This is a genomic window from Luteococcus sanguinis (assembly GCF_039527675.1).
GTDB classification, from domain to species: Bacteria; Actinomycetota; Actinomycetes; order Propionibacteriales; family Propionibacteriaceae; genus Luteococcus; species Luteococcus sanguinis.
Genome location: NZ_BAAAKI010000016.1, coordinates 113,145 through 135,467, shown reverse-complemented (window position 1 = coordinate 135,467; position 22,323 = coordinate 113,145). Strand labels below are relative to the sequence as shown.

The window sequence follows — 22,323 nt, the reverse complement described above, 5'->3', positions numbered from 1 at the left end:
GAAACCCCTCTCGCCTAGTCAGCCCGACGAACCGCCACCTGGCTCGCCTTCAACTGCCGGGATCGTGCCACGGCGACATGGCCGAGCGCCAGAGCCAGCATGCCCCAGAACAGCGCCATGCCGATCGCACCGGTCACCCCTGGACCCTCGGCGATGGCTCCCCGGATGCCGGCCAGGGCCGGGTGCAGTGGGCTGAAGCCCTCCAGGGCGGTGAGCGCCGACGGGACGGCCGTCGTGATGCCCACGATTCCGGTCAGCACCGCGAGCAGCGTCGCCACCGCCCGTCCGGCCTGGCCCCACCAGGCCGCCAGCGCGTGGTTCAGCGCCACGAAGGCCAGTCCCGAGATGGCCAGCACGGCGGTGAGCTTCGCGGTCGACCCGGCCGAGAGGTCGAGCAGACCACCCGACACCAACCCCAGCACCAGCGCCTGGACGGTCGTGACGGCCGCCCCGGGGGCCAGGGCCGCGGCCAGCAGCGCCGCCGACGAGCGCGACGAGCTCACCGCGTGCCGGGAGATGGGCCGCACCAGCAGGTAGGTCGCCAGCGCGCCCAGCCACAACGCCAGCACGTCGATCAGCGCGGTGGTCGCGGCCAGCGGGGTGACGATCCGCTGGTCACCCTCGACGGGCTGCGCGACGACCTTGGCGAGCTGTTCCCGCTCGGACTGGGTGTAGCTGGGAACCTGCGTCGAGCCCTTGGCCACCCCGTCGGCGAAGGTCTTCATGCCCGACGCGAGCTTGGTCGAGCCATCGTCCAGCTGCCCCATGCCGCTGGCCAGCTGTTCGATGCCGACCCGGGCCTGGTGCACGCCGCCGGCGTACTGGGTTACTCCACCGGCCAGCGTGGTCGCGCCGGACGCGAGCTGGCTGGCGCCGCTGGTCAGCTGCGAGGAGTTGGCGGTGAGTTGCTTGGCGCCCGAGTCCAGCTGCGCGGCGCCGTCGGCGAGCTTGCCGACACCGTCCGAGAGCTGCTTCATCTGGGACGCGATCTGCGCGGGCAGCCCGTCGACCAGCTGGGCGACGCCCGTGGAGAGCTGCCCGGCACCTGACGCGAGCGCGGTCGCGCCGCTGCGCAGGCTCTGTCCCGACTCGGGGTCCTGGTACGACAGCGCGGTCGAGGCCGCCTGCGCGGCCCCGGAGAAGCCACCGGTCGCGGACTGGGTGACGGCCGCGCCGATCTGGCCGCACATGCCATCCAGCTGCGTGGCGACCTGGTCGCTGATCTGGCCCTGCACCTGCTCGAAACCGCTGTCCACCTGGGTCTGCAGGGCGGTGGTCAACAGCGAGGCGAGCTCAGTGCCAAGACCCTTGTTGACCTGCGTGGTGATCCCGGAGACGACGTCCTTCGAGACCGGCGTCGCGACCGCTGCGGCCACCTGCGCGGCGACGCCCTTGGCCTGTTCGTCCGTCAGGATCTGTCGCTCCACCAACGCGTCGGCGACGGCATCGGCCACCTCCTTGTTCACGACCCCGGCGGCCTCCTGCTGGTAGCCCGCCAGCGCAGTCGAGACCTGTTGCTCGGTCACCGACTTCATGGACGCGTCCGCCTGGGCGGGGAGCTTGGTGATGCCGTCGTCGATCTGCTGCTTGATCGCCACGGTGGTGGCGGTGACCTGCTCGGCTCCCTGCACCTTGCACTGGGTCACGGCCGCGCCCGACTGCTTCGCCAGGGCGGTGGTGAACTGCGCGGGCAGGTTCTTGCCGGCGGCCCACTGGTCGAGGGTGGCCTGGTAGGTGCCCAGACCGGACGACAAGCCGGCCGCGCCACTGGCCACCTGCGCGGCGCCGGTCTTCAGCTGGCCGAGCTGGGCCTGCTGCTCACTCGACATGCCACCTGAGGCACCGGACAACTTCGAGTCCAGGGTGGCGAGCCCGCCGGAGAGCTGGGTGATGCCGGTGCCCAGCTGCGCCACGCCGTCGGTGTACTTCGTGACGCCGGTGGAGAGCTGGCCGGCGCCGGCGGCCAGGGCCGTGGCGCCGGTCGCGAGCTCCGCACCGGCGGTGTCCAGCTGCGCCATCCCACTGCCCGCCTGCTGCGCACCGTCCGCAGCGCTGCCCACGCCGGCCGCGAGCTGCGAGGCCCCGGACGAGAGCTGGGCGGCGCCATTTGCCATGGTGGTCAACTGCTCCCCCATGGTGTTGAAGCCCACGTAGATGTTCTCCAGGTATCCGCTGGTCAGCGTCGAGTTGAGGGCGGTGGACGCCTGTTCGGCAATCTGCCGCGCAACCACCGCGTCGGCCACCGAGCTGGCGTCCGAGGTGCGGATGTCGATCGTCGCCTGGTGGGCCTGGTCGGCCGTCTTGGAGTACGACGTCGCAGCGGCGGAGAAGTTCGCCGGGATCGTCACCAGCACCGCGTACTCGCCCGAGTCCAGGCCCTCCTCGCCGCTGGCGGCGTCGGCGAGCACCCAGTCGATGTTCGCGTCGTCCCGGTCGACCAGCGCGGCCGACAGTTGGCGTCCCATCGGCACGGTCTGACCGTTGATCTGCACAGCTTGGTCGAGGTTGACGATCGCCCCGGACACCTTGCCGAGGTTGTCGTCATGCCGGTTGGCGATGGCGAGCACCACGCCCGCCACCAGCAGCGGGACGAGCAGCAGGCCGAGCATCTTGGCCCAGGTGCGTCGGCTGGTCCGCTCGATCAGGCCTCGGGCTGCGGCGGACGAGTGGTTCTGGCGGGTGCTGGTCATGCGAGTGCTCCTTCGAGGGAGGCGGCGGTGCTAGTGACGGGGATGCCCGTGGAGGTTGGTTGCCAGGTGACGTCGGGGACCAACGCGGCGGCGGCTTGGGCGTCGGCGACGCCGAGCACGACGGCCCGTCCCTGCTGGCGTCGGGTCTCGACCAGGCGGACGAGCTCGGTCACGGCACGTTCGTCCATGCCCGACTCGATGCCGTCGACGAAGGTGACCGCGGCCGGGCGTCCGAGCAACCGGGCCAGGTCGCCGGCCGGGTCGGTGCTGGTGGCGAGGTCGAGGTGGTCGGTGTCGCGTCGCACCTTGACCGACTGGTCGGGCAGCAGCGAGCCGGCGACCCGCGCGCGTCCGGCGGTCGTCTTCAGGCGTCCCGACAGGGCCAGCAGCGCAGCGGATCTGGTGCGGACATCCCCGACGACCGCGGCCACCTGGCCGGGCTGCAGGGACAGGTCGAGCGGTCCGACCAGGCCGTCCACCGCCAAAGCCTCCGCGTGGACGGGCTCGACGTGCTCGGCGCTGGGCCAGTCGGCCAGCGCGAGCTGGTGCGCCAGACCCTCGCCCTCGACGTCCAGGCTGGGCAGCAGCCGGTCCAGCCAGCCGGGCAGCCACCAGGCCCGGTCGCCGAGCAGCTGCATCACGGCCGGGACGAGCGTCATCCGGACGACGAAGGCGTCCACCGCGACGCCGACGGCGAGGGAGAAGGCGATCGTCTTGATCGGGCCCTCGCCCTCGGGGACGAAGAAGGCGAAGACGACGAACATGATCACGGCAGCCGCTGCGACGACCGGACCGGCGCCGATGAAGCCCTCCTCGATCGCCTCGCGGGCGCTGCGTCCGTGCACGTACTCCTCACGGATCCGGCTGACCAGGAAGACCTCATAGTCCATCGCCAGGCCGAACAGGATGCCCATCAGCAGGATCGGCAGGAAGCTGATCACCGGCATCGGGCGTTCCAGGTTCACTAGTTCCTTGCCCCAGCCTTCGTTGAAGACCAGCGTGGTGAGGCCGAAGGCGACGCCGATGCTGAACAGGTAGCCGATGGTCGCCTTCAGCGGCACGTAGATCGAGCGGAAGACCATCGTCAGCAGGACGAGCGACAGGCCGACCACGAAGATGCCGAAGGGCAGCAGCGCCTTGGTCAGCTGACTGGTGATGTCGATCTGGATCGCGGTGCTGCCGGTGACGCCGGTGTCGACGCCGTAGGCGTCCAGCCAGTGCTGGTGCTGCGCGATCAGCGCGTTGACGACGTCCTTGGTGGCGGGGTCGTCCGGCGCGGTGGTGGGGATCACCTGGACGAAGCCGGTGTCGGCGTTCTGGTTGGGCAGGGCCGCGGGGACGGACGCGACACCGGGCAGCTTCTCGATGTCGGCCTTGATGCCGTTCATCACGCCCATCGGGTCGGTGGAGGTGAGCAGGTCGGCGGTGACGATCAGGGGGCCGTTGGAGCCGGCGCCGAAGTGCTTGGCCATCGCGTCGTAGCTCGTCCGCGCGGGGCTTCCCAGCGCACTCTGGCCGGCATTGGGCAGCGCCATGGTCAGGTTGCGGGCGGGCCAGCTGAGCGCGGCGACCCCGACCAGGACGACCAGGATCGTCAGCCACGGGAACTTGGTGACGGCGCGCACCCAGCCTCGGAAGAAGCGCGTCTGGGCGGTGTTCGGACGGGCCTCGCCCTCGGCGACGGCGTGCTTGGGACGCATCCGTTCGCCCAGGAAGCCCATCATCGCGGGCAGCAGGGTGAGGGCGATGACGACGGCGAAGGCGATGCCGAGCGAGGCGAACAGACCCATCGCGGTGAGGAAGGGCACCCCGCCCAGGCCGAGGCCGACCAGGGCGATCATCACGGTCAGGCCGGCGAAGACGACCGCCGATCCGGCGGTGGCAACCGCGCGGGCCGCTGACTCCTCGACGTCCAGGCCGTGGGAGAGCTGCTCGCGGTGGCGGCTCAGGATGAACAGGGCGTAGTCGATGCCGACGGCCAGCCCGAGCATCACGGCCAGCATCGGGGTGGTGGACATGACGGGGGTGAAGCGGGCGAAGACCATCATGATGCAGACGGTCAGGCCGACGCCGACCAGCGCGGTCAGGATCGGCAGGCCGGCCGCGACCAGCGATCCGAGCGTGAGGGCGAGCACGACCAGCGCGACGACCACGCCGGCGGCCTCGGTGACCGAGAGCGTGGGGACACTGACCGAGTAGGCCTCGCCGCCCATCGAGACCGTCGAGCCAGCCGGCAGGTCGGCCGTGATCTCGTCCGAGACCTTGACCAGGGTCTCGCGCTGGTCGTCCTTGAAGGTGTCCATCGTGCCCTCGAGCTGCAGCTGGACGACGCCCGCCTGGCCGTCGTCGCTGACCAGCCCGTGGACGTATTCGCTCCACGGCTCGGTCGCGCCCTGCACGAAGCCGGTGGCCTTGAACTTGTCGATGCCGCTGGTGATGGCGGCCTTGACCTCGGGGTCGGTGATCTTCGAGCCCTCGGGCAGTTCGACGAGCGCGGTGGCGCCAAGTGCCGCGACCTGGGGGAAGGTCATCCGGAGCTTGGTGAGTGCTTCCTGCGAGGCTGCGCCGGGGATCGAGAACTGGTCCTTCCACGTACCGCCCATCGTCACCGCGAGGGCGCCCAGCAGGACGAGTGCCGCCAGCCACAGCGCGAGCACGCGCCGGTGGAAGCGGTAGCACCACTGGCCGACCTCGTACAGGAACCCCGACATTGCCCCACCCCGACTTCGCGAACAGCCCTGAACCCACCGGACAGGTTGGATACAGTTCCGTATCCGATACAGGAGTGTATTCTCATCGGTCTGGGACACAAATCGAGAGGCGCATGTGAGCGAGACCGAGACCACCAGCCCGCGCCGCGCAGCGACGCGCGAGCGTCTGGTCAAGGCGGCCATGCAGGTCTTCGGGCGACGTGGCGTGCTCGGCTCGAGCGTCGAGGAGATCTGCGAGGCAGCTGGCTTCACCCGCGGCGCCTTCTACTCCAACTTCGCCAGCCGGGACGAGCTGTGCATCGCGGTGCTGCACGCCCAGTGCGAGTTCTACCTGGCCGCCGCTCGGAAGGCGGTCGAGGAGCTCGACCAGCCCTCCGGAACCGTGGACGGACTGATCGACAACGCGATCGGCGTCTTCATGGCGGCCGTCACAGATGATGCCGACCAGATTCTGGCCATGAACGAACTGCGGCTCTACGCAGCGCGCGAGCCGGAGATCCGCCAGGCCTTCCTCGACGTGGACGCGCGCCTGTCGCCAGCATTCGATCGGATGATCCGCGGTGGCCTCGAGCGCTTCGGGCTCGACCTGACCCTCACCCCGGAACAGGTGATCGGCCTGCTGCACGCCGTCTACGACCAAACCGCGCTTGACCAGCTGATCATCGGCGAGAGCCCGAACTCACCCCTGGTGGGCGAGCGCCTGGCGCTCGTCCTGCGCACCCTGGTGCTACCGCGCAGCTGACCCTCGATCAACGACCGGGGACGAACTCCAGCTCCGCCAGCACCGGCCAGTGGTCGCTCGGCCACACGCCGCCGGGACGATCGGTGACGACCTCCGCAGCCAGGGTGCGCCAGTGCTCACTGGCAAGGATCCAGTCGATCCTTCTCACCGGCTGGCTCTCCGTCGGCTCGGCGTAGCCATGGAAGGTGTCGACCTCAGGGCCGCGGCGTTCGGCCGAGAGCCAGGTGTCGTGCAGCCCCGCCCGGGTGGCAACCTCCCAAGGCGTGGAGCATTCCGCGGCGCAGTTGAAGTCGCCGGTGACGATCACCGGCCCCTTGGGCAGGGCGTCCAGCAGGACCCGCATCCCCTGCGCTCGAGCCAGCTCCGAGACGTGGTCGAAGTGGGTGTTGGCCAGGGCGAACTCAACGTCATCCATGGCGTAGCCGGCGATGGTGGCGATGCGGGGCAGGGACGAATCCCAGGAGCACGAACCGATCAGGTCCGGTGTTTCCGACAGCCAGACCTGCCGCCACCACCGGAGCATCAGCCGGCCGGGGTCGTGCAGGATCGCGCAGTGCTCGCCGCGCGAACCGCCCTCCCGACCGGCGCCGGTCGCGCGCCCAATCGGGAGCGCCCCGGTGAGCTGGGTGAGCTGCTCGAAGCTGAGCTCCTGGGTCCCCAACAGGTGTGGTCGACGGTCCTTCAGCATCCGGACGACGGCAGGCAGCCGGTCGCCCCAGTGGTCCGGGTCACCCGGCGTCGTCCCCGGCACTTCGCAGCGCAGGTTCGCGGACATCACTCGCAACGTGGCCATGCCCCAGCTTGCAAGGTTCCCGACGGGAAGGGAAGCCTCTTGACCATATTCGCAACGAGTGGTTTGGCTAATTCGGCGCTTGCCCCTAGCCTCGTCGCATGCGCACCCCAGAGGCCCGCCGATGAGCTGCTACCGCCTGTTCGACGCCACCCTGGCTGCCCGCGAGCAGCTCACGCGATCCTTCGTCCGCATCACCCTGAGCGGACCGTTGGCCGATGTCTCCCCCACCCTGCTGGACCAGCGGGTGAAGCTCGTCGTCGGTGAACCCGAGGTGCTGGCCGAGCTGTCAGCGGCAGACGACTGGTTCGAGAGTTGGCGGACGATGGGTGCCGCCGCCCCAGCAATCCGCACCTACACACTGTCGGGAATTCGTCCCGACTCAGGTGGCGCGGGCGAGGTCGACATCGACGTGGTGCTGCATCCCGGGTCGATGGGTCCCGCAGCCACCTTTGCCGCCACGGCGCCCCTGGGATCGACCGTCGGGCTGGTGGCAGGCGACCGAACCCTCGAGGGCCACGACCAGGTCGGGTTGGGTTGGCACCCTGCCGGAGCCGACCAGTTCATGCTGGTGGCCGACGAGACGGCCCTGCCCGCGGTGGCGAACATCCTTGCCACCATGGATGAGCGTGCCACCGGGGAGGCCTACCTCGAGGTTCCCGCCGCCGGGGACGTCCGGGACCTCGCCCGCCCCGCCGGGATGCTCGTCCACTGGTTCGTCCGGGAGCGCGGTGAGGGCGCACTGGACGCACTGCCCTTGGGCGCCTGCCCGCCGTTGCAGTTCCCCGACGAAGAACCCCTGTGGGACGAGGGCACCGGCGGCGACTGGTACGGCTGGGTGGCGGGTGAATCGGGTTGGGTGCGCCAGATCCGGGCGATCGCGAAGGCGTCGGGACGTCCGCTCGCCCAGATGTCGCTGATGGGCTACTGGAAGAAGGGCGTCGCGCTGGGCTGAGGTGGCACGCGGGTCGTCAGTGGCGCAGTAGGCCCTGGCAAGGTCATCGCCGAGCGCGGGGACGAGGGCGTCGCACAGGTGCCGGAACTGAACCGGGCATCGGCCGCGCCCGCACCGAACAGTTCACGCGCACGTCACGTGCGCTGCACCGACGCGAAATCCGGACGCGAAACCGTTGCGGCGTGGCGATGGACGTGCGCGAGGTCGTGCAGGTGGCGCAGCCCACCCTCATCCAGCCCCTGGAAATGGCCTCACCACAGGTCGCGCCGGATGCCAGCGCCTGGATGGGGTTGCTCGACCCGGCTCTCCCGTTGAGCGAACTGACGATCCCGGGATCGCACAATGCCGGTGCCACGCACGGCGGACGCTGGGTCTCCTGCCAGCACCACGCGATCGCGGAGCAACTGGCGATGGGCATCCGCTTCCTCGACATCCGCGTGCGCGCCCACCGCGGTGGCCTGGGGATCTTCCACGGCGCCCACCACCAGCGCCTGGACCTGGACGACGTGCTCACCACCTGCGCCAGCTTCCTGCGCGCCAACCCCACCGAGTCGGTGCTGGTCTGCCTGAACCAGGAGGGCGGCCGCCTCGGCGCGGCCGACCTCTCCCTCCGCTGGGCTCCCTATCGCGCTCGATTCCGCAACCTGCTCACCGAGGCTGGGCACGCGCCAACGCTCGCCCAGGCCCGCGGACGCATCGTCGTCGTCACCCGTGACCCGGCCTTCACCGGGCTGGACCACGGGTCCTTCGTCGTGCAGGACGACTGGCACATCCCGGGCCCCCGGGTGTGGGCCGCGCGCAAGTGGCCCGCGATCAGCGACCAGTTGCGGCGCGCCCGCGCGGCCAAGGGTGACGGACGGATGTGGAGCTGCTTCACCTCGTCCACCGGGTGGGCCCTGCCGCCGATCCCCGCCGCCAAGCTGGCGCACCGACACCTGCGCCAGCACTTCTGCGAGCTGACCCCCTCTGTTGGGGAGCGCAATGGTGTGGTGCTGGTCGACTTCGCCGAACCGGAGCTGGTGTCGATGCTGGCCGGGCGCAACCACGGGGTTGGGGTCTGACAGCTGGTCGTTGATGAAGCTGGCCACGGGGAACTCTCCCCAGCATCATGGGATGTTCGAGGTGGTGGCTCGGGGAATGTGGACGGCAGCTTGGGAGGCAGTAACCCCTAGGGTTTCCCCATGACGACACCGAGCATCGCGCTGGCGGTGATCAGCTACCGCCGCACCGAGCAGCTGGCCCGACTGCTCGCGTCCCTTCAACGCCAGGCTCCGGCCGGCGAAGACGCCTGGACCGCCCGGATCGTCGTCGTGGACAACGACGCCGAGGGCTCCGCCCGTGAGGTGGCCGAAGCCTCCGCCGGACCCTGGCCCGTCAGCTACACCATCGAGCCCGAGGCTGGGATCCCCTTCGCCCGCGAACGCTCCCTCGACCTGTGCCAGGACGACGACGCGATGGTCTTCGTGGACGACGACGAGTTCGCCCCGGACGGCTGGCTCGACCGACTGGTCACCAGCTGGCAGACCCTAGGCGCCGACGTCGTCACCGGACCCGTCCGCGGGATCCTGCCCGCCGATGCCCCCGAATGGGCCCGCCACTCCGACGTCTACACCAGCGTCGGCAAGCACGCGACCGGCGACCAGCTTCCCCACGCCTACACGAACAACACCCTGGTCTCGCAGCAGGTCGTCCGCACCGTCCGTCCCGGCTTCGACTCCGCCTTCCGCTTCACGGGTTCCAGCGACCTGAACTACTTCCAGAAGGTCCGCCGCGCGGGTTTCACGATCGCGTGGGACGACCAGGCCGTGATCGAGGAGGAGGTGCCGGCCAGCCGGGTGTCCCTGCCGTGGCTGGCCAGGCGCGCCTTCCGCTCCGGAGCCGGGGACGCGATCAGCCGCCGGCTGCTCCAACCCGGTGCGAAGGGCGCCGCCATCGCCGCAGCGATGGGATTCGCCCGGATCGGCAACGGGGTCGCGCTCACCATCGCTGGCGTGCGCGACCCCGGTCGCCGGATCAAGGGCGTGCGCCGCGTCGTCTCCGGAGTGGGGACGCTCGCAGGGCTCGCCGGCGTCAACTACGAGGAGTACCGCCGGCCCAGGAGCAGCTCCCGGTAGAGGTCCCCGGTGCGGTCCTCGGAGAAGCGACGCTTCACCTCGTCCCGCGCCGCGTCGGCTGCCTGACGCCACACCTGCGGGTCCGAGTGGGCGAGGATCCGCTCCGCCGCCTGCTCCGGGGTGTCCACCACCCAGTCGCCGTAGAGCTTGCGGGCACCGCCGTAGCGCGCGTACACCGGCCAGTTCCGGATCACCGGGACCGCCTGCGCGGCCACCATCTCCAGGACGCCGATGTGCCAGGACTCGCGCAGGCTGGTGCTCAGCGCAAAACCGACATCGCGCAGGTGCCGCGGCAGGTCCTTGGTGAAGCCGACATACTCGATGGCCTCCGAGACGTCGTCGGCCAGCACCCGCTCGCGGAAGGCGTCGGCATAGGCGTCCTCGCTGGCCCGCCGCGCATTCTTGGGCATGTCGGCGCCGATCAACTTCAACCGCCAGGAGGGGTCGGTCTGGCGCAACAGCGCAAGCACCTCGACAGCCCACAGCGGGTCCTTCACCTTCTGCGCCCAGCCGACCAGCGCCAGGGTCCGGGGTGCCAGCTCGCTGGACTCGCCCGGGAAGCGGTCGAAGTCGACGGTGTTGCCGATGACGTGCTGGCGCACCCCCTCCAACTGCCCGCCGATCAGCGCGTTGACCGAGGCCTGCAGGTGCTCGCTGACGAACACGACGTCGTCCACCCGCGACCAGTCCATCAGGAACTGCCACATGCTCAACGAGTCGACGCCGTGGAAGCGCACCACCAGTCGGGTCTGCGGTTCGGCCATCAGGCTCGTCATCACGGCGCCACGATCCACCCAGTCGGTGAACACGACGTCGCGGGCCCGCAGGATCTCCTCCAGGTCCGGACGGACGGTCTGCGGCTCGCCCAGGGCGACCTGCAGCCGGGCCGCGATCTCCTCCGGCCCGACGCCACGGGTGCCCAGCGCGGACGAGATCTCCTGCAGGGGCAGCACCTCGACGTCCGCGGCGTCGTCGACAGAGGCCACGACACCGTCGGCAAACTTCGGGAAGCTGCCCGGGATCACGAGCACGGACGGGCGGTGCTCGCCAGCCTTGCGACCCGAGTCGGCCTGGCGCTGACGCGGCGTGGTCAGCAGGGTCCACACCCGCGAGGCCCGCAGCGGGGCGAGCAGGCGGTCAGGGTCGGTGACCAGCGGCGGTTCGGCGACATTGGTCTGGACGTCGTTGTGGAAGAGCACCTCGCAGACCAGGTTGGTCAGCCACACGGCCCGCGCGACGTCATCGTTGTCCAGCGCCCGGTCGGCGGCCTGCATGGCCGCGGTCGTCGCCCCTTCCCAGTTCTCGGGCAGGCCGGGAGTCCGGGCCATCTGGGAGAGCATGCCCAGCAGTTCGAAACCGTCCTCGACGAGTGAGTCGGCGAACACTTCCCGGGCGATCTCCAGCACCTCGTCCGCGGCAGCGAGCCGGGTGCTCTTGACCAGGCGCCAGACGACCATCGACCAGACCGGGGCGGGGGGACGGAAGGGCGAGCTCTGCGGCAGTTCCTGCGCCGCCCGCGCGCTGCGGCGGATCACGGACGCGTTGTGCCGCGGCACCGGGCTCTGGGTCGAGGCGGCAGCCAGCGTCAGCGCCGCCAGCACCTGCGGCGGCTGCCCGTCCAGGCCACGCGAAGTGGCCAGGGCCTCACCCTGCGAGCCGAGCGAGATCGACAGGCTGCCCTCGAAGAACTCGCTGGCCTCCTTGTCCGTGCGCGCCAGCACGGCCGGCAGGGCAGCATTCGGGATCACGTGCGGGGCGGCGAAGCGGGCCAGCTTGTTGGCGTGGCGCAGGTAGCGCTGCCCACGGTTGGACGCCTTCGCGAGCAGGCCGGTGGGCCTCGGCGCGGTCTTGTCGACCGGTTCCAGCGGCGGGACGACCACCATCCGGTGCCGCGGGATCGGCATCAGCTTCGCGTCGTAGGCGCCGGAGAAGTAGGCCGCACGCACCTTCACGCCGGCCGCGCGGATCATCGCGACCTCTTTCGCGCGCCGGTTCAGCTGGGAGGTGGTGGCGCTGATCAGCGACACCTCCTTCACCGGCTGCTTCGCACGTCCCAGGCCGACCGCGGAGTCGTAGTCGGGCCAGATCCGGTCGTGGTGCTCGTCGACAAGGCGCACGCCCTCCAGCCCTGCCGCCTCGGCCTGGGCCCGGCGACAATCCTCGGGGTGCTTGGCCAGGTAGCGCTCGACGAAGCCGAGCTGGGCGGCGACCAGCCGGCGGGTGAGCGGCGTGCGCTCGTCCACGCTGGCCTGTTTGCCGCGCAGCATCGCCCGGATGCCGGCCAGCCGCTGGGAGACCAGGAAGTCGTAGGACTCCTGCTGGCGCGACACCGAGGTCTCGCTCAGCCGGCGGTAGTACAGCGCGCCGTTCTGCCAGGGGGTCGAGTCGAGTGGGGTGTAGTTCAGGTGGAAGGGCTCGAAGACGTCGGAGTTGAACACGACGTCCTCACCGGAGCGCAGCTCCGGCTGGAACCGCACGGACTCGAGCATTGCCGCGGGGAAGAGCTTGACCGCCATCATGCCGGTCACCGGCGTGCTGGAGAAGACCGGCATGCGGGTCGGGTTGCCGGCCAGCGACTGCATCACGGTCGTCTGGTCGTTGATCGTGCCCGAGGCGTCGACGTCCACCAGCCCCGCGACCGGGATGCACGTACCGTCGGCTGCGGCCACCAGTTCGGCCAGGAAGTTGGGCGAGACCCAGTCGTCCGCGTCCAGGAAGGTGACATTGACGCCCCGCAGCGCGTCCAGGGCCACATTTCGCGCCGCGCCGGCCGAGGCCTGGTCGCAGTCGAGCAGGCGGAGTGGGACGTCCGGGTGCTCGGCGGCCCACTGCTCGACCAGCGCGCGTCCACCGTCGTCAGGGCCGTTGAAGACGAGCAGTACCTCGAACTGGTCGGCGGGCAGGGTCTGCGCGGCCAGCGACTCGAGGGTCTCGCCGATGGTCGCAACGGCCCGATGGACCGGCACGATCACCGAGACCGCGGGCGCCGCGCCGACGTCAGGGGTGCCGGCGGCAGGATTCGTGAGGGACATGGCTTCTCCTCGGGGTCTCAGGCGTCGAAGTGCTTGGGGGCGGTCTGCGGCACGCCGTGGCGCGCCAGCCGCTGCAGCGTCTGCGCGTAGGCCGTCAGGTGCTCGACGGGGGTGCGGACGGCGATGCTGCCCTCCGGCTGCGCGTCCAGGCTGCTGCCCTCCTCGATCACCGCCCAGACCGGGGTGGTGCTGCCCTTGTAGTCGCTCCACTTGGACGGCAGGAAGGGGTTCACCGTGCCGTCGGGCGGGGTGACCGCGTCGTTGACGAGCAGCAGGTCCATCTTGTCGGCCAGGTTCAGGAACTCCAGGAACTCCGCATAGGGCTGCACCAGGACGTACTTGTCGAGTTCGCGGTCCTCCACGACGGCGGTCAGGTCCTCACCCGACTTCGCGGAGGTGAACACGTGCAGCCGCAGCCGCTCCCGGTCGTCGGGGGCGAGCAGTTCCAGCGCGTCCAGCAGCAGGCCGACGCCACGGTTGGCGTAGAAGTTGCCGAAGTAACCGATGTTCACCACGCCCTGCTCGACCTGGTAGTCGCTCTCGACCATCGAGTAGAACTCGCGCGGCAGGGTCGGGTGCGGGGAGACCTCGGCGTGCGCGGCGGCCCGCTCGGCCAGGCGCTGGTCGTGCAGTTGGGAGAGCATGAAGTCGCGCTGCAGCTCGTTGGTGAAGATGATCCGGTCGGCCAGTGACAGCGCCACCACCTCGGCCCACTCGTTGCCGTTGCCCACCTCCGGCACGCTGAAGCCAGCCCGTCCAACCTCGGCGGCCAGCACCCGGGCGAGGCCGTCGTTGGCCATCGGGGAGGTGCGCACCTGTCCCAGCACGTCGTGGCTGAGCGGGTCGCTGAACTCGGCCACCCATTCCACGTCCGGGTTCAGCGCCTTGAAGCGTCCGGCCAGGAAGTGGGACGCGGTGAACTGCGCCCGCGAGTACATCTTGCGGTAGGGCTCCCCCTGCTCGCGCTGCCAGCGCTCGGCGGTCCGCATGCCGTGCGCCGTGTAGGCCGTGATCGACTGCCAGCTGGAGAAGGCGCTCGGCGTAGGCAGAGCCGCGAAGCGGTTGACCAGATCGCCGGCGATCCCGGTCAGGCTCGGGTCGATGCGGCGGATGGTGTCCATCGCATTGCAGATCACGTCGACCTTCTCGCCGAACTGCCGGACGCGCTTGGCAGCCACCACTGCCGAGGTGTCGATGTAGGGCGGGAAGCAGTAGCTCGCGACCAGAGTGGGCGGGGTGCTCATCGTTCCTCCTACGGCTCAGACCGTGACGTGGGCGACGGCGTCGCCGTTGAAGACTAACCGTGAGGAACGGGCCAGCAGGTCCTCGTGGGACACCTTCCAGGTGTGCGCACCCGGGTCGGCGCCGCGCACGGAGACGAAGTTCCAGCGGTCGGTCGAGTACACGCGTCCGCCGGCGGCGTGGATCTTCTCCAGGAAGGTCGTGTCGACCCGGCGGGGCAGATCCTCGAAGCGGGTGGCCAGGGCGACCTCGCGCGGGGTCAGGATGGTCCCGCCCTGCACCAGGCGCACGTAGCGGTGCTCGGAGTCCTCGAAACGCAGCAGCGTCGGGCCGGTCTCGTCGCCGATGTGGACGTAGTGGGCCCACTTCCCGACCACCTGCGCATCGGTGTAGTCAAAGGCCCGCACCAGGTCGGACAGGAAGTGCGGCGCGTAGTAGTTGTCGTCGTCCAGCTTGGCGACATAGTGACCGCTGGCTGCCTCCACGCCCATGTTCATCAGGGTGCCCAGCGTCTGGTCCTTCTGGCCCGGGACGACCGTGACGCGCTCCAGGCCGTGCTCGCCCTTGAGGCGGGCCAGCAGTTCGTCGTCCGGCACGAAGCCGTGCGGCACCAGCACCAGCTCGAGGTTGGGCTGCACTTGGGCGGCCATGAAGCGCCAGACATTGTCGAGCTGCTCGGGACGCATCGTCGGCACGATCACCGAGATCGACTGGTCGCGGTCGCGGGCGGGCAGCCCCACCGAGGTGAGCACGGTGTCGACGCGATCGCCGTAGGTGTGGGAGTCCATCACGCGGCGGTGCGCGCGCAGCGCCTGCCGGTCGCGCAGGTCGTCGTGCTTGAGCAGGTTGCCCAGCCGCACCTTGGTCTCCTCGGCCTCGTGGACGACCGTGATGTCGTCCCCGAAGAACTCCGGGATGGAGGCTGCGGGCGAGGAGACGACGGCGGTCTGCGCGGCGGAGAGCTCAAACAGCCGCCGCGGGCACATGGACGGGGAGCCGACCACCGAGTTGACGTTCAGGAAGACCTTGTAGGCGGTGTAGGCGGCCAGCATCTGCTCGTACGGCAGCGATCCGACGATGTTCGCGCGATACTTTATCGGGAACTGGTAGCGGGAGTCGTCGCGCTGCATCCGGGAGTAGATGTGCAGGCCCAAGGACCGCGCCGGGTCGAGCACATACTCCATCTGTGCACGCCGCTCGGGGTGCTTCTCCGCAAAGTAGGTGCCGGCGAAGGCCACCTCATAGGGACGCTTCGCGCCATTGCGGTCGTGACGGATGGGGTTGTGGATCCTCGGCTGGGCACCGAAGGGCAGCAGTCCGACGCGGTCATGGCCGAGGTCGCGGATGTAGTCGGGGATCACGCCGGCATCGACGGTGAAGACCTGGTCGAAGAGCTTGGCCGTCTCGATGAAGCGCGCGTAGTTGGGCGGGTCCTCCTTGTTCCAGAAGACCGAGGGCACGTCGTTGGTACGGCACCACTCGAGCAGCCCGACCAGGTCGGGATGCTGCTCGCCGGCCTTCATCGCGTTCTGCCAGGTGCCGTTGTTGCCACGCCAGGCGCTCTCGACGAACAGCAGCAGGGGCTTGGCTGCGGTGAGCTGCTCCTCCCAGCCCTTGCGCTGGACGGGCACCTGGCTCCACTCGTAGGTGAAGGCGAGCTCGCTGAAGGGGTCGAGGATGGTCGCGACCACCAGATCGGGACGCGCGATGGGGCCCTCGGGGAGCTTGAGCTTGGGCAGCGGGTACTTCGCGGGGCCGAGCGCGGCGACACGGTTCCTGGCCTCACGAGCCCGCTTCTTGGCCGAGCGGACGATCCGGGCCCGGGCCTCGGGATCGCTCGGGACGGCGAGCGCGACCCGCGCCTGTCGTTGCAGTTGACGGCGGATGTGGTCGGCGCGTGAGGCCACTTCGGCTCCAATCGGCTCGGGTAGGGGGAATGTCCCGCCTTCGCAGGATATCGGCTCGCACCGACACCACCGGCTCGTCATTGTTGCTGCTGAAGAACGGACGAAAATGCGGGCCTTAACGATCCAAACGCGGATCTGCCCCGCTGGCGTCCGATTCTCAGCCGGTCCCGGGTCGTACCAGTGCGCCGCAGGTGCCTGTGGAAGGATTCCCCCATGGCTGACCCCTCCCGCTTGGTGCGCAATGCGCCCGTCGCGTTGTCGGTGGTCACCAAGCACGCGGGTCGAGGACGCCAGGCGTTGTCGTCGGCCGTGCTGCGGGCACTGCCCCGCGGTGCCCGGTCCCGGGTGTCGGGTGTGGTCGGCCGCGTGGACCCCGTCGCGGCGCAGCTCGCGCTGGCCAGTTCCGGGAACACCAGCTCTGCCGTCGAATCCCTGATGGGGTTGGCCTCCCGCGGGGACGCGGCGCTGACGGTACGGGCTGCGGACGCCCTCCTGGTGCTGCACCGACCCGACCGGGCGCGGGAGCTGTTGGAGGCACTGCCCGAGCCCCGACCGTCCGGGTACGCCGTCGTGATGGCCAGCCTGCTGGCGGGAGAGGGACGCCTGACCGAGGCCCTGGGCACTCTCACGGACGCGAAGGGCGGGCGCGCCACCACCTTGCGTCGCCAGCTGTCGGGCGACCTGGACGCGCTGCAGACCAGTCGTCGGATCATCCCCTCGACGGGCTCGGGGAATGTGGTGGGTGAGGCAAGGAATGTGGAGCGGGTCATGCATCTGGTGACCACAGCCCTTCCCGAGGCCCAGAGCGGGTACACGGTCCGCACCCAATCGATCGCCGAGCAACAGGTGGCCGCCGGCATCTCGGCCGAAGTCGTCACCCGGGTCGGATTCCCGGTCGACCAGGGTCACCCCGCCGCAGCCCCCGCGGTCACCGTCCGCGGCGTCCGATACCACCGGCTGCTACCCGCCCGGCGCCTGCCGGCCGGCGCCGGATCGAGGCTCGACCTGGCCGTGGAACTGGTCGACGACTTGGTCGCCCAGACATGTCCCAGCCTGTTGCACGCCCATTCCAAGCACGACAATGCCCAAGTCGCCATCGCCGTGGCGCGCCGCCACGAGCTTGCGGTGGTATACGAGGTTCGCGGCTTCCTGGAGGAGACCTGGCGCACGCGCGGCGGTTCGGCCGACACCGACCAGTACCGCCTCTCCCGCCAGGCCGAGCTCGACTGCATGTTGGCCGCCGACCGCGTCGTCACGCTCAGCCGTTCGATGCGCGACCAGATGGTTGCCCGTGGCGTCCCGGCCGACAAGGTCGACGTCGTCCCCAATGCCGTTGCCGACGACCTGCTGGCTGAACCCGCCGACCGCGACGCCGCCCGTGCCGCGCTCGACCTTCCGTCCGATGCCCTGGTCGTCGGCTTCTCCGGCACCGTCAATGCCTATGAGGGGCTCGAGACCGTCGTCCGCGCCGTGTGCCAGCTGGACGACCCACGGGTGCACCTCCTGGTGGTCGGGTCCGGTCCGGCGCTGGCCGAGGTCCGTCGGCTCGCCCAGCCGTTGGGTGACCGCGCGCACTTCACCGGCCGGGTTCCCCACTCAAGGGTCCGTGAGCACCTGGCCGCGATGGACCTGTTCGTCGTCCCCCGTTCGCAGACCCCGGTGACGTTGCTCGTCCCACCGTTGAAGCACCTGGAGGCGATGGCCGCAGGCGTCCCCGTGCTGGCCAGCGACCTGCCCCCACTGCGCGAGACGGCGGACGACTCCGGCTGCCTGCACCTGGCACCGGCGGACGACGTCACCGCCTGGGCCGACGCCATCGCCGACGAGCTGGCCTCTGTGGACGCCCTGAGAGCGCGCGGGGCGGCGGGACGGAAATGGGTGCGCGAAGAGCGCACGTGGAGCCGGAACGCGCAGGCCTATCAAGTAACGTACTCAAAGGCGCGCACCGCCCCGACGGGGCTGGTCGCGCCATGAACAGTCCGGAGCGCTTCCCCAGCCCGGTCATGACTTCCAGGAGGTGTGCGACGACATGGCAGCAGATGCCCTGACGCCACCCATGCCGTCGACACCCGTCGCCGACATGACGCTTGACCAGCTGCAGGAGATCGCCGGTGGCAATGGTCTGAAGTCGGTGGGCAGCCGCCCGCCCTTCGGCCAGTACCTGAAGGACCTGTGGGGTCGGCGCAACTTCATCTGGACCCTCTCGTTGGCCAAGTACCAGGCGCGCAACGAGGGCCAGAAGTTCGGGCAGATGTGGGCGATCGTGAACCCGCTGCTGACGATCGCCACCTACTTCTTCGTCTTCGGCTTCCTGCTCAAGACCCACGGCGGCATGCACAACTACGTCGGCTACCTGTCGATCGGCATCATCATCTTCGGCATGACCGCCTCGACGATGACCAGCGGTTCGCGCTCGATCCTCAACAACACCGGTCTGGTGCGGGCGCTGCACTTCCCGCGCGCGGTGCTGCCGATCTCCAGCGTCGTCACCGAGCTGTTGGAGGCCGCGGTGAGCATCGCGATGCTGATGCTGATCGTCCCCTTCACCGGTGACCTGCCCCACCTCAAGTGGATCTTGCTCATCCCGGCGCTGATCATCCACGCGCTGATCCAGACCGGATTCGTGTTGATCCTGGCGCGCTTCGTGAACATGAGCGCCGACATCTGGAACCTGATCCCGGTGTTCACCCGCCTGCTCCGCTATGTCTCGGGCGTCTTCTTCTCGATCGCCTCGGTCACCCAGCACCACCCGCTGCTCTACTACCTGCTCGAGTACCAGCCCTTCGCGCTGACGCTGAGCCTGGTGCGCCAGGCGATGCTCGGTGAGTTCGCGGTCGACTGGAAGATGTGGGCAGCAGGCATCGCCTACGCGATCGTGCTGCCCGTCGCCGGACTGTGGATCTTCTGGCGCGACGAGGCAAAGTACGGACGGGGCTGAACCAATGGCAGACAAGCAACCGCAGTTGACGCAGCCCGCCCCGACCGTGATCCCGATGGAGCCGAACGACAACCCGCCCGCCGTCATCGCCTGGCACGTGGACGTCACCTACCAGGTGCTCGGCAGCAAGAAGCGTGGCGTCGCCACCGGCCAGGGCGAGAACATGGGCCTGAAGCGGCTCACCCAGCGCGAGCGTCAGATCGGTTCGGTGCGCTACGTGCCCGCCGTCAAGGACGTTTCGTTCGTGGCTCGCCAGGGCGAGAGCATCGGCATCATCGGCCACAACGGTTCCGGCAAGTCGACGTTGCTACGCTCCCTCGCCGGCCTGCTGCCGCCCACCAATGGACGGGTGTGGATCAAGGGCCAGCCCTCGCTGCTCGGAGTCAATGCCGTGCTGCTCAACCAGCTGACTGGCGAGCGCAATGTCTACATCGGTGGCCAAGCGCTGGGCATGACACCCGCCGAGGTCAGGGAGAACTACGACTCGATCGTCGAACTTGCCGATATCGGCGAGGCGATCGACCGTCCGATGGGCACCTATTCCTCCGGCCAGGGCGCGCGCCTGCGGTTCGCGATCTCGACGGCTTCTCGTCCCGACGTCCTGATGATCGACGAGGCCTTGGCCACCGGTGACTCGGCCTTCCAGAAGAAGTCGATGGCGAAGCTGCACGAGATCCTGGAGGAGGCCAGCACGGTCTTCCTCGTCTCGCACAGCGCGAACACGGTGACCGACATGTGCACCCGCGCCCTGTGGCTCGACCACGGACGACTCGTGATGGACGGCCCCTCGCAGGACGTCGTCGCCGCCTACGAGGCCCGCAAGCTGCCCGAGCAGTTCCTGGAACCGCAGGGCGAGTAGTTACAGACCCCTTCGACAGGAGCCGCCATGAGCAAGGTGTACCTGCACCGCCCGGACAATGTCCTCACCTATGGCCACACCAAGGACGCGCTGGCCCGCGCCGGCTACGAGATCACCGACGACCTCGCCGCCGCCGACTGGGCCCTGACCTCCTTCAACGACGCCCTGCCCGCGCTGGTGGGCAAGGTCCCGAAGGTGCTGGCCGCCACGATCGAGCCGCGTCCGTTGTTCGGACGTCCGCGCCGCGAGGTGGTGCAGGGAACCGACATCCGCACCTACGACCTGTCGCTGGGCGACTTCGCCGACGTGTGGCAGTTCTTCATCGAGTTCGACGACGCCCAGTTCGCCGACTTCGACTGGGGACGGGCGACGAAGCAGGCCTGCATGGTCGCCGGGAACACCCAGCAGAACTGGAAGCGGGTCGAGGGTGACCTCGTCCAGGCACGCTTGCAGCTGGCCCAGGAGGGCGTGGCGCGCGGACTGCTCGACATCTACGGCAAGGGCTGGGAGCCGCTGCCGACGCTCGGCATGCACCGTGGCGGTGACGGTGAGCGCAGCTGGACCCAGATCAAGATCGACCTGCTGCAGGAGTACCGCTTCAACTCGGCGCTGGAGAACACCTACCTGCCCGACTACGTGACCGAGAAGTTCTGGCACGCCGTGAAGGGCGCCTGCGTGCCGATCTACCTCGGCTCGACCTGGATGGACCGGCTGGTCGACCCCTCGCTGTACATCGACCTGCGCCGCCACGACAGCGCCGCGTCGGTCTACGACGAGCTGCAGGGCTGGGACGAGCCCCGCGCCCGCGAGGCCGTCAATGCCCTGCAGGCGCGGACGAAGGAGCTGTGCGAGCAGCACCGCGAGGGCATCCGCAGCCACCGCCGGCTGTGGGCGGAGCAGCTGGTGAACACGATGGTGGACGCCGACCAGCTCGCCGCCAAGGAGTCCGGCCCCTGGGCGACCATCTGGCCCGCGGCCGCCGGTGGGGCCAAGCCCACGGTGACCACGCCCCAGCCAACCACGCCCCAGCCGATCGCTGCGCCGACCAAGCCCCAGCCGGCACCGGCCGCGCCCAAGTCACCGTCCCAGCCCAAGGCCGCGAAGCCGGTCAAGGAGCCCTCGGCCAAGCGCGCGCTCAAGCAGGCCACGGACGCGAACCTCGTCGCCGCCCGCGCGACCCGCAAGGCAATAGTCCGCCGGGTGCAGAAGCTCCGGGAGCGCTGAACCGAGAGGCGACCAGCCGGATCAGTCCCCCGAGGGGCAGATCAGTCCCCGTCGACGGGGCTTGATGTGTCCCCCAGGGGCCTGATGCCTCAAAGGGCCTGGGTGCTCAGCGGGTGCCATAGCTGATGTTGTCGAACCAGGTGCGCCCGGCGGTCGTCCACCAGACCCCGCCGCGGTAGATGCCGACGCGCAGGTTCATCGAGTTGGGTACCGGATACTCGGTGCAGGCCTTCGTGTATCCGATGGCGTGCCCCTCGGGCAGCCGGGCGCGGGTGCGCACACCGTCCACCCAGATGCGCAGGAAGTTCCTGCTCGGGCGCGCCGGCTCGGCCCGGTACTCCACCTTGAAACGCACCCAACGCCCCTTGGCGATCGGCCCCCGGAAGATCTCCAGGCCGTGCGGACTGTCGGTGGCCTTCCAACCGAGCTTGTCGTTGCGCAACAGCACTTTGTACTGGAGCTTGTCGCTGGGAGTGCCCGACACCAGCTCGAAGGCCACCGGTGGGACGCCGCAGTTCGTCTGCTTCAACTGGGAGAACATCCACCACTGGTTGGCCTTCGGCGCGACCTGGTTGGCGGGCAGGAAGATGCTGTACTCCAAGACGTTCGCCCGGCCCATCGGGGCGGCGTCGACGACGATCAGCTCACTGCGCGCGTATCCGGTGCTCGCGCTGATCTGGGCGCGCACCGACGAGGGGGACCGCTCGCCCTTGGTGCGATCCACCACCGGGAAGAGCGACCTCTCGTTCGCCCCGCTGGCCATCTTGACGATCCGGAACTTGGCGCCACGCTCGAGGAGCAGAGCCTCGCCGGTGGTCGAGCCAGTGGTGCTGGCACCCTCCGCCGTGATCCTGGCGTACGTCACCGCCTGCGCGGGCACCGCCCCGACGCCCGACAGACATGCCGCTCCGGCCGTGGCCAGGACGACGGCGCGTCGCTTTCTGCGTGTTCTGGCAGCTTCCCCTCCGGTGGCTCTCACGACACGTGACGCTAGGCCCTGGACCTTGTTGCCTCAGTCATTGGAAGGCTGTTGGACAGCTGATCATCAGCGCAGCCGGGACGACAAACGCCCTCGCCGCCCGTGCGCGGCAACGCACCGGGCCCCGAACCCCTTGAGGG

The 22,323-nt window shown here is 69.6% G+C and carries 15 protein-coding genes; 8 read left to right on the top strand and 7 right to left on the bottom strand.

From position 1 onward, the window contains the following. Positions 1 to 14: 14 nt before the first annotated feature. On the bottom strand, positions 15 to 2,690 hold the full coding sequence (locus tag ABD089_RS11610) for a YhgE/Pip domain-containing protein (protein WP_343886576.1): 2,676 nt from the start codon (positions 2,688 to 2,690) through the stop codon (positions 15 to 17). Continuing rightward, the gene (locus tag ABD089_RS11605; protein ID WP_343886575.1) at positions 2,687 to 5,401 is read right to left on the bottom strand and encodes an MMPL family transporter; all 2,715 of its coding nucleotides are present in this window, start codon (positions 5,399 to 5,401) and stop codon (positions 2,687 to 2,689) included. Before ABD089_RS11605 ends, ABD089_RS11610 begins: the two co-directional genes overlap by 4 nt. A 115-nt stretch (positions 5,402 to 5,516) precedes the next feature. Between ABD089_RS11605 and ABD089_RS11600 the strand changes: the two genes are divergently transcribed. Beyond that, the gene (locus ABD089_RS11600; RefSeq protein WP_343886574.1) at positions 5,517 to 6,143 is read left to right on the top strand and encodes a TetR/AcrR family transcriptional regulator; all 627 of its coding nucleotides are present in this window, start codon (positions 5,517 to 5,519) and stop codon (positions 6,141 to 6,143) included. A 7-nt stretch (positions 6,144 to 6,150) separates the two neighbouring features. Here ABD089_RS11600 and ABD089_RS11595 read toward each other — a convergent pair whose 3' ends face one another. Next, on the bottom strand, positions 6,151 to 6,936 hold the full coding sequence (locus tag ABD089_RS11595) for an endonuclease/exonuclease/phosphatase family protein (RefSeq protein WP_343886573.1): 786 nt from the start codon (positions 6,934 to 6,936) through the stop codon (positions 6,151 to 6,153). Positions 6,937 to 7,057: 121 nt separating this feature from the next. Here ABD089_RS11595 and ABD089_RS11590 point away from each other — a divergent pair, with 121 nt between their 5' ends. From ABD089_RS11590 to ABD089_RS11580, 3 genes are all read left to right on the top strand, one after another. Further along, a complete protein-coding gene (locus ABD089_RS11590) occupies positions 7,058 to 7,888 on the top strand; it encodes a siderophore-interacting protein (protein ID WP_343886572.1) in 831 nt (276 codons plus the stop codon). Positions 7,889 to 8,076: 188 nt separating this feature from the next. Continuing rightward, on the top strand, positions 8,077 to 8,949 hold the full coding sequence (locus ABD089_RS11585) for a phosphatidylinositol-specific phospholipase C domain-containing protein (protein WP_343886590.1): 873 nt from the start codon (positions 8,077 to 8,079) through the stop codon (positions 8,947 to 8,949). A gap of 120 nt (positions 8,950 to 9,069) precedes the next feature. Next, positions 9,070 to 10,002 (top strand): glycosyltransferase family 2 protein, encoded by a 933-nt coding sequence (locus tag ABD089_RS11580; RefSeq protein ID WP_343886571.1) that lies wholly within the window; start codon positions 9,070 to 9,072, stop codon positions 10,000 to 10,002. On the opposite strand, the gene ABD089_RS11575 is transcribed toward ABD089_RS11580, so the two are convergent. From ABD089_RS11575 to ABD089_RS11565, 3 genes are read right to left on the bottom strand one after another with little or no spacing between them, the layout of a single operon-like run. Continuing rightward, complete coding sequence (locus tag ABD089_RS11575) at positions 9,963 to 13,034, bottom strand: glycosyltransferase (RefSeq protein ID WP_343886570.1); 3,072 nt, start codon at positions 13,032 to 13,034, stop codon at positions 9,963 to 9,965. The two genes, ABD089_RS11580 and ABD089_RS11575, sit on opposite strands and share 40 nt — an antisense overlap. 17 nt (positions 13,035 to 13,051) lie before the next feature. Beyond that, positions 13,052 to 14,278, bottom strand: a complete 1,227-nt coding sequence (locus ABD089_RS11570; protein WP_343886569.1) for a glycosyltransferase family protein — start codon at positions 14,276 to 14,278, stop codon at positions 13,052 to 13,054. Positions 14,279 to 14,293: 15 nt separating this feature from the next. Next, the gene (locus tag ABD089_RS11565; RefSeq protein WP_343886568.1) at positions 14,294 to 16,183 is read right to left on the bottom strand and encodes a glycosyltransferase family protein; all 1,890 of its coding nucleotides are present in this window, start codon (positions 16,181 to 16,183) and stop codon (positions 14,294 to 14,296) included. 213 nt (positions 16,184 to 16,396) lie between these two features. Between ABD089_RS11565 and ABD089_RS11560 the strand changes: the two genes are divergently transcribed. The 4 genes from ABD089_RS11560 to ABD089_RS11545 are packed head-to-tail and all read left to right on the top strand — an operon-like array spanning position 16,397 to position 21,204. Continuing rightward, a complete protein-coding gene (locus ABD089_RS11560; RefSeq protein WP_343886567.1) occupies positions 16,397 to 18,157 on the top strand; it encodes a glycosyltransferase family 4 protein in 1,761 nt (586 codons plus the stop codon). A gap of 55 nt (positions 18,158 to 18,212) precedes the next feature. Then, a complete protein-coding gene (locus ABD089_RS11555) occupies positions 18,213 to 19,121 on the top strand; it encodes an ABC transporter permease (protein WP_343886566.1) in 909 nt (302 codons plus the stop codon). A 4-nt stretch (positions 19,122 to 19,125) separates the two neighbouring features. Next, on the top strand, positions 19,126 to 19,980 hold the full coding sequence (locus ABD089_RS11550; RefSeq protein WP_343886565.1) for an ABC transporter ATP-binding protein: 855 nt from the start codon (positions 19,126 to 19,128) through the stop codon (positions 19,978 to 19,980). Positions 19,981 to 20,007: 27 nt separating this feature from the next. After that, positions 20,008 to 21,204, top strand: a complete 1,197-nt coding sequence (locus ABD089_RS11545; protein WP_343886564.1) for a glycosyltransferase family 10 domain-containing protein — start codon at positions 20,008 to 20,010, stop codon at positions 21,202 to 21,204. Between the two features lie 106 nt (positions 21,205 to 21,310). On the opposite strand, the gene ABD089_RS11540 is transcribed toward ABD089_RS11545, so the two are convergent. Then, positions 21,311 to 22,183: a heparin lyase I family protein gene (locus ABD089_RS11540; RefSeq protein WP_343886563.1), complete on the bottom strand. Its 873-nt coding sequence runs from the start codon at positions 22,181 to 22,183 to the stop codon at positions 21,311 to 21,313. Positions 22,184 to 22,323 lie beyond the last annotated feature (140 nt).

Coding starts and splice junctions, on each gene's coding strand:
- ABD089_RS11570 (WP_343886569.1), bottom strand. CDS start 14,278: ATGAGCACCCCGCCCACTCTGGTCGCGAGCTACTGCTTCCCGCCCTAC.
- ABD089_RS11550 (WP_343886565.1), top strand. CDS start 19,126: ATGGCAGACAAGCAACCGCAGTTGACGCAGCCCGCCCCGACCGTGATC.
- ABD089_RS11610 (WP_343886576.1), bottom strand. CDS start 2,690: ATGACCAGCACCCGCCAGAACCACTCGTCCGCCGCAGCCCGAGGCCTG.
- ABD089_RS11545 (WP_343886564.1), top strand. CDS start 20,008: ATGAGCAAGGTGTACCTGCACCGCCCGGACAATGTCCTCACCTATGGC.
- ABD089_RS11585 (WP_343886590.1), top strand. CDS start 8,077: ATGGACGTGCGCGAGGTCGTGCAGGTGGCGCAGCCCACCCTCATCCAG.
- ABD089_RS11580 (WP_343886571.1), top strand. CDS start 9,070: ATGACGACACCGAGCATCGCGCTGGCGGTGATCAGCTACCGCCGCACC.
- ABD089_RS11595 (WP_343886573.1), bottom strand. CDS start 6,936: ATGGCCACGTTGCGAGTGATGTCCGCGAACCTGCGCTGCGAAGTGCCG.
- ABD089_RS11555 (WP_343886566.1), top strand. CDS start 18,213: ATGGCAGCAGATGCCCTGACGCCACCCATGCCGTCGACACCCGTCGCC.
- ABD089_RS11605 (WP_343886575.1), bottom strand. CDS start 5,401: ATGTCGGGGTTCCTGTACGAGGTCGGCCAGTGGTGCTACCGCTTCCAC.
- ABD089_RS11575 (WP_343886570.1), bottom strand. CDS start 13,034: ATGTCCCTCACGAATCCTGCCGCCGGCACCCCTGACGTCGGCGCGGCG.
- ABD089_RS11560 (WP_343886567.1), top strand. CDS start 16,397: ATGGCTGACCCCTCCCGCTTGGTGCGCAATGCGCCCGTCGCGTTGTCG.
- ABD089_RS11590 (WP_343886572.1), top strand. CDS start 7,058: ATGAGCTGCTACCGCCTGTTCGACGCCACCCTGGCTGCCCGCGAGCAG.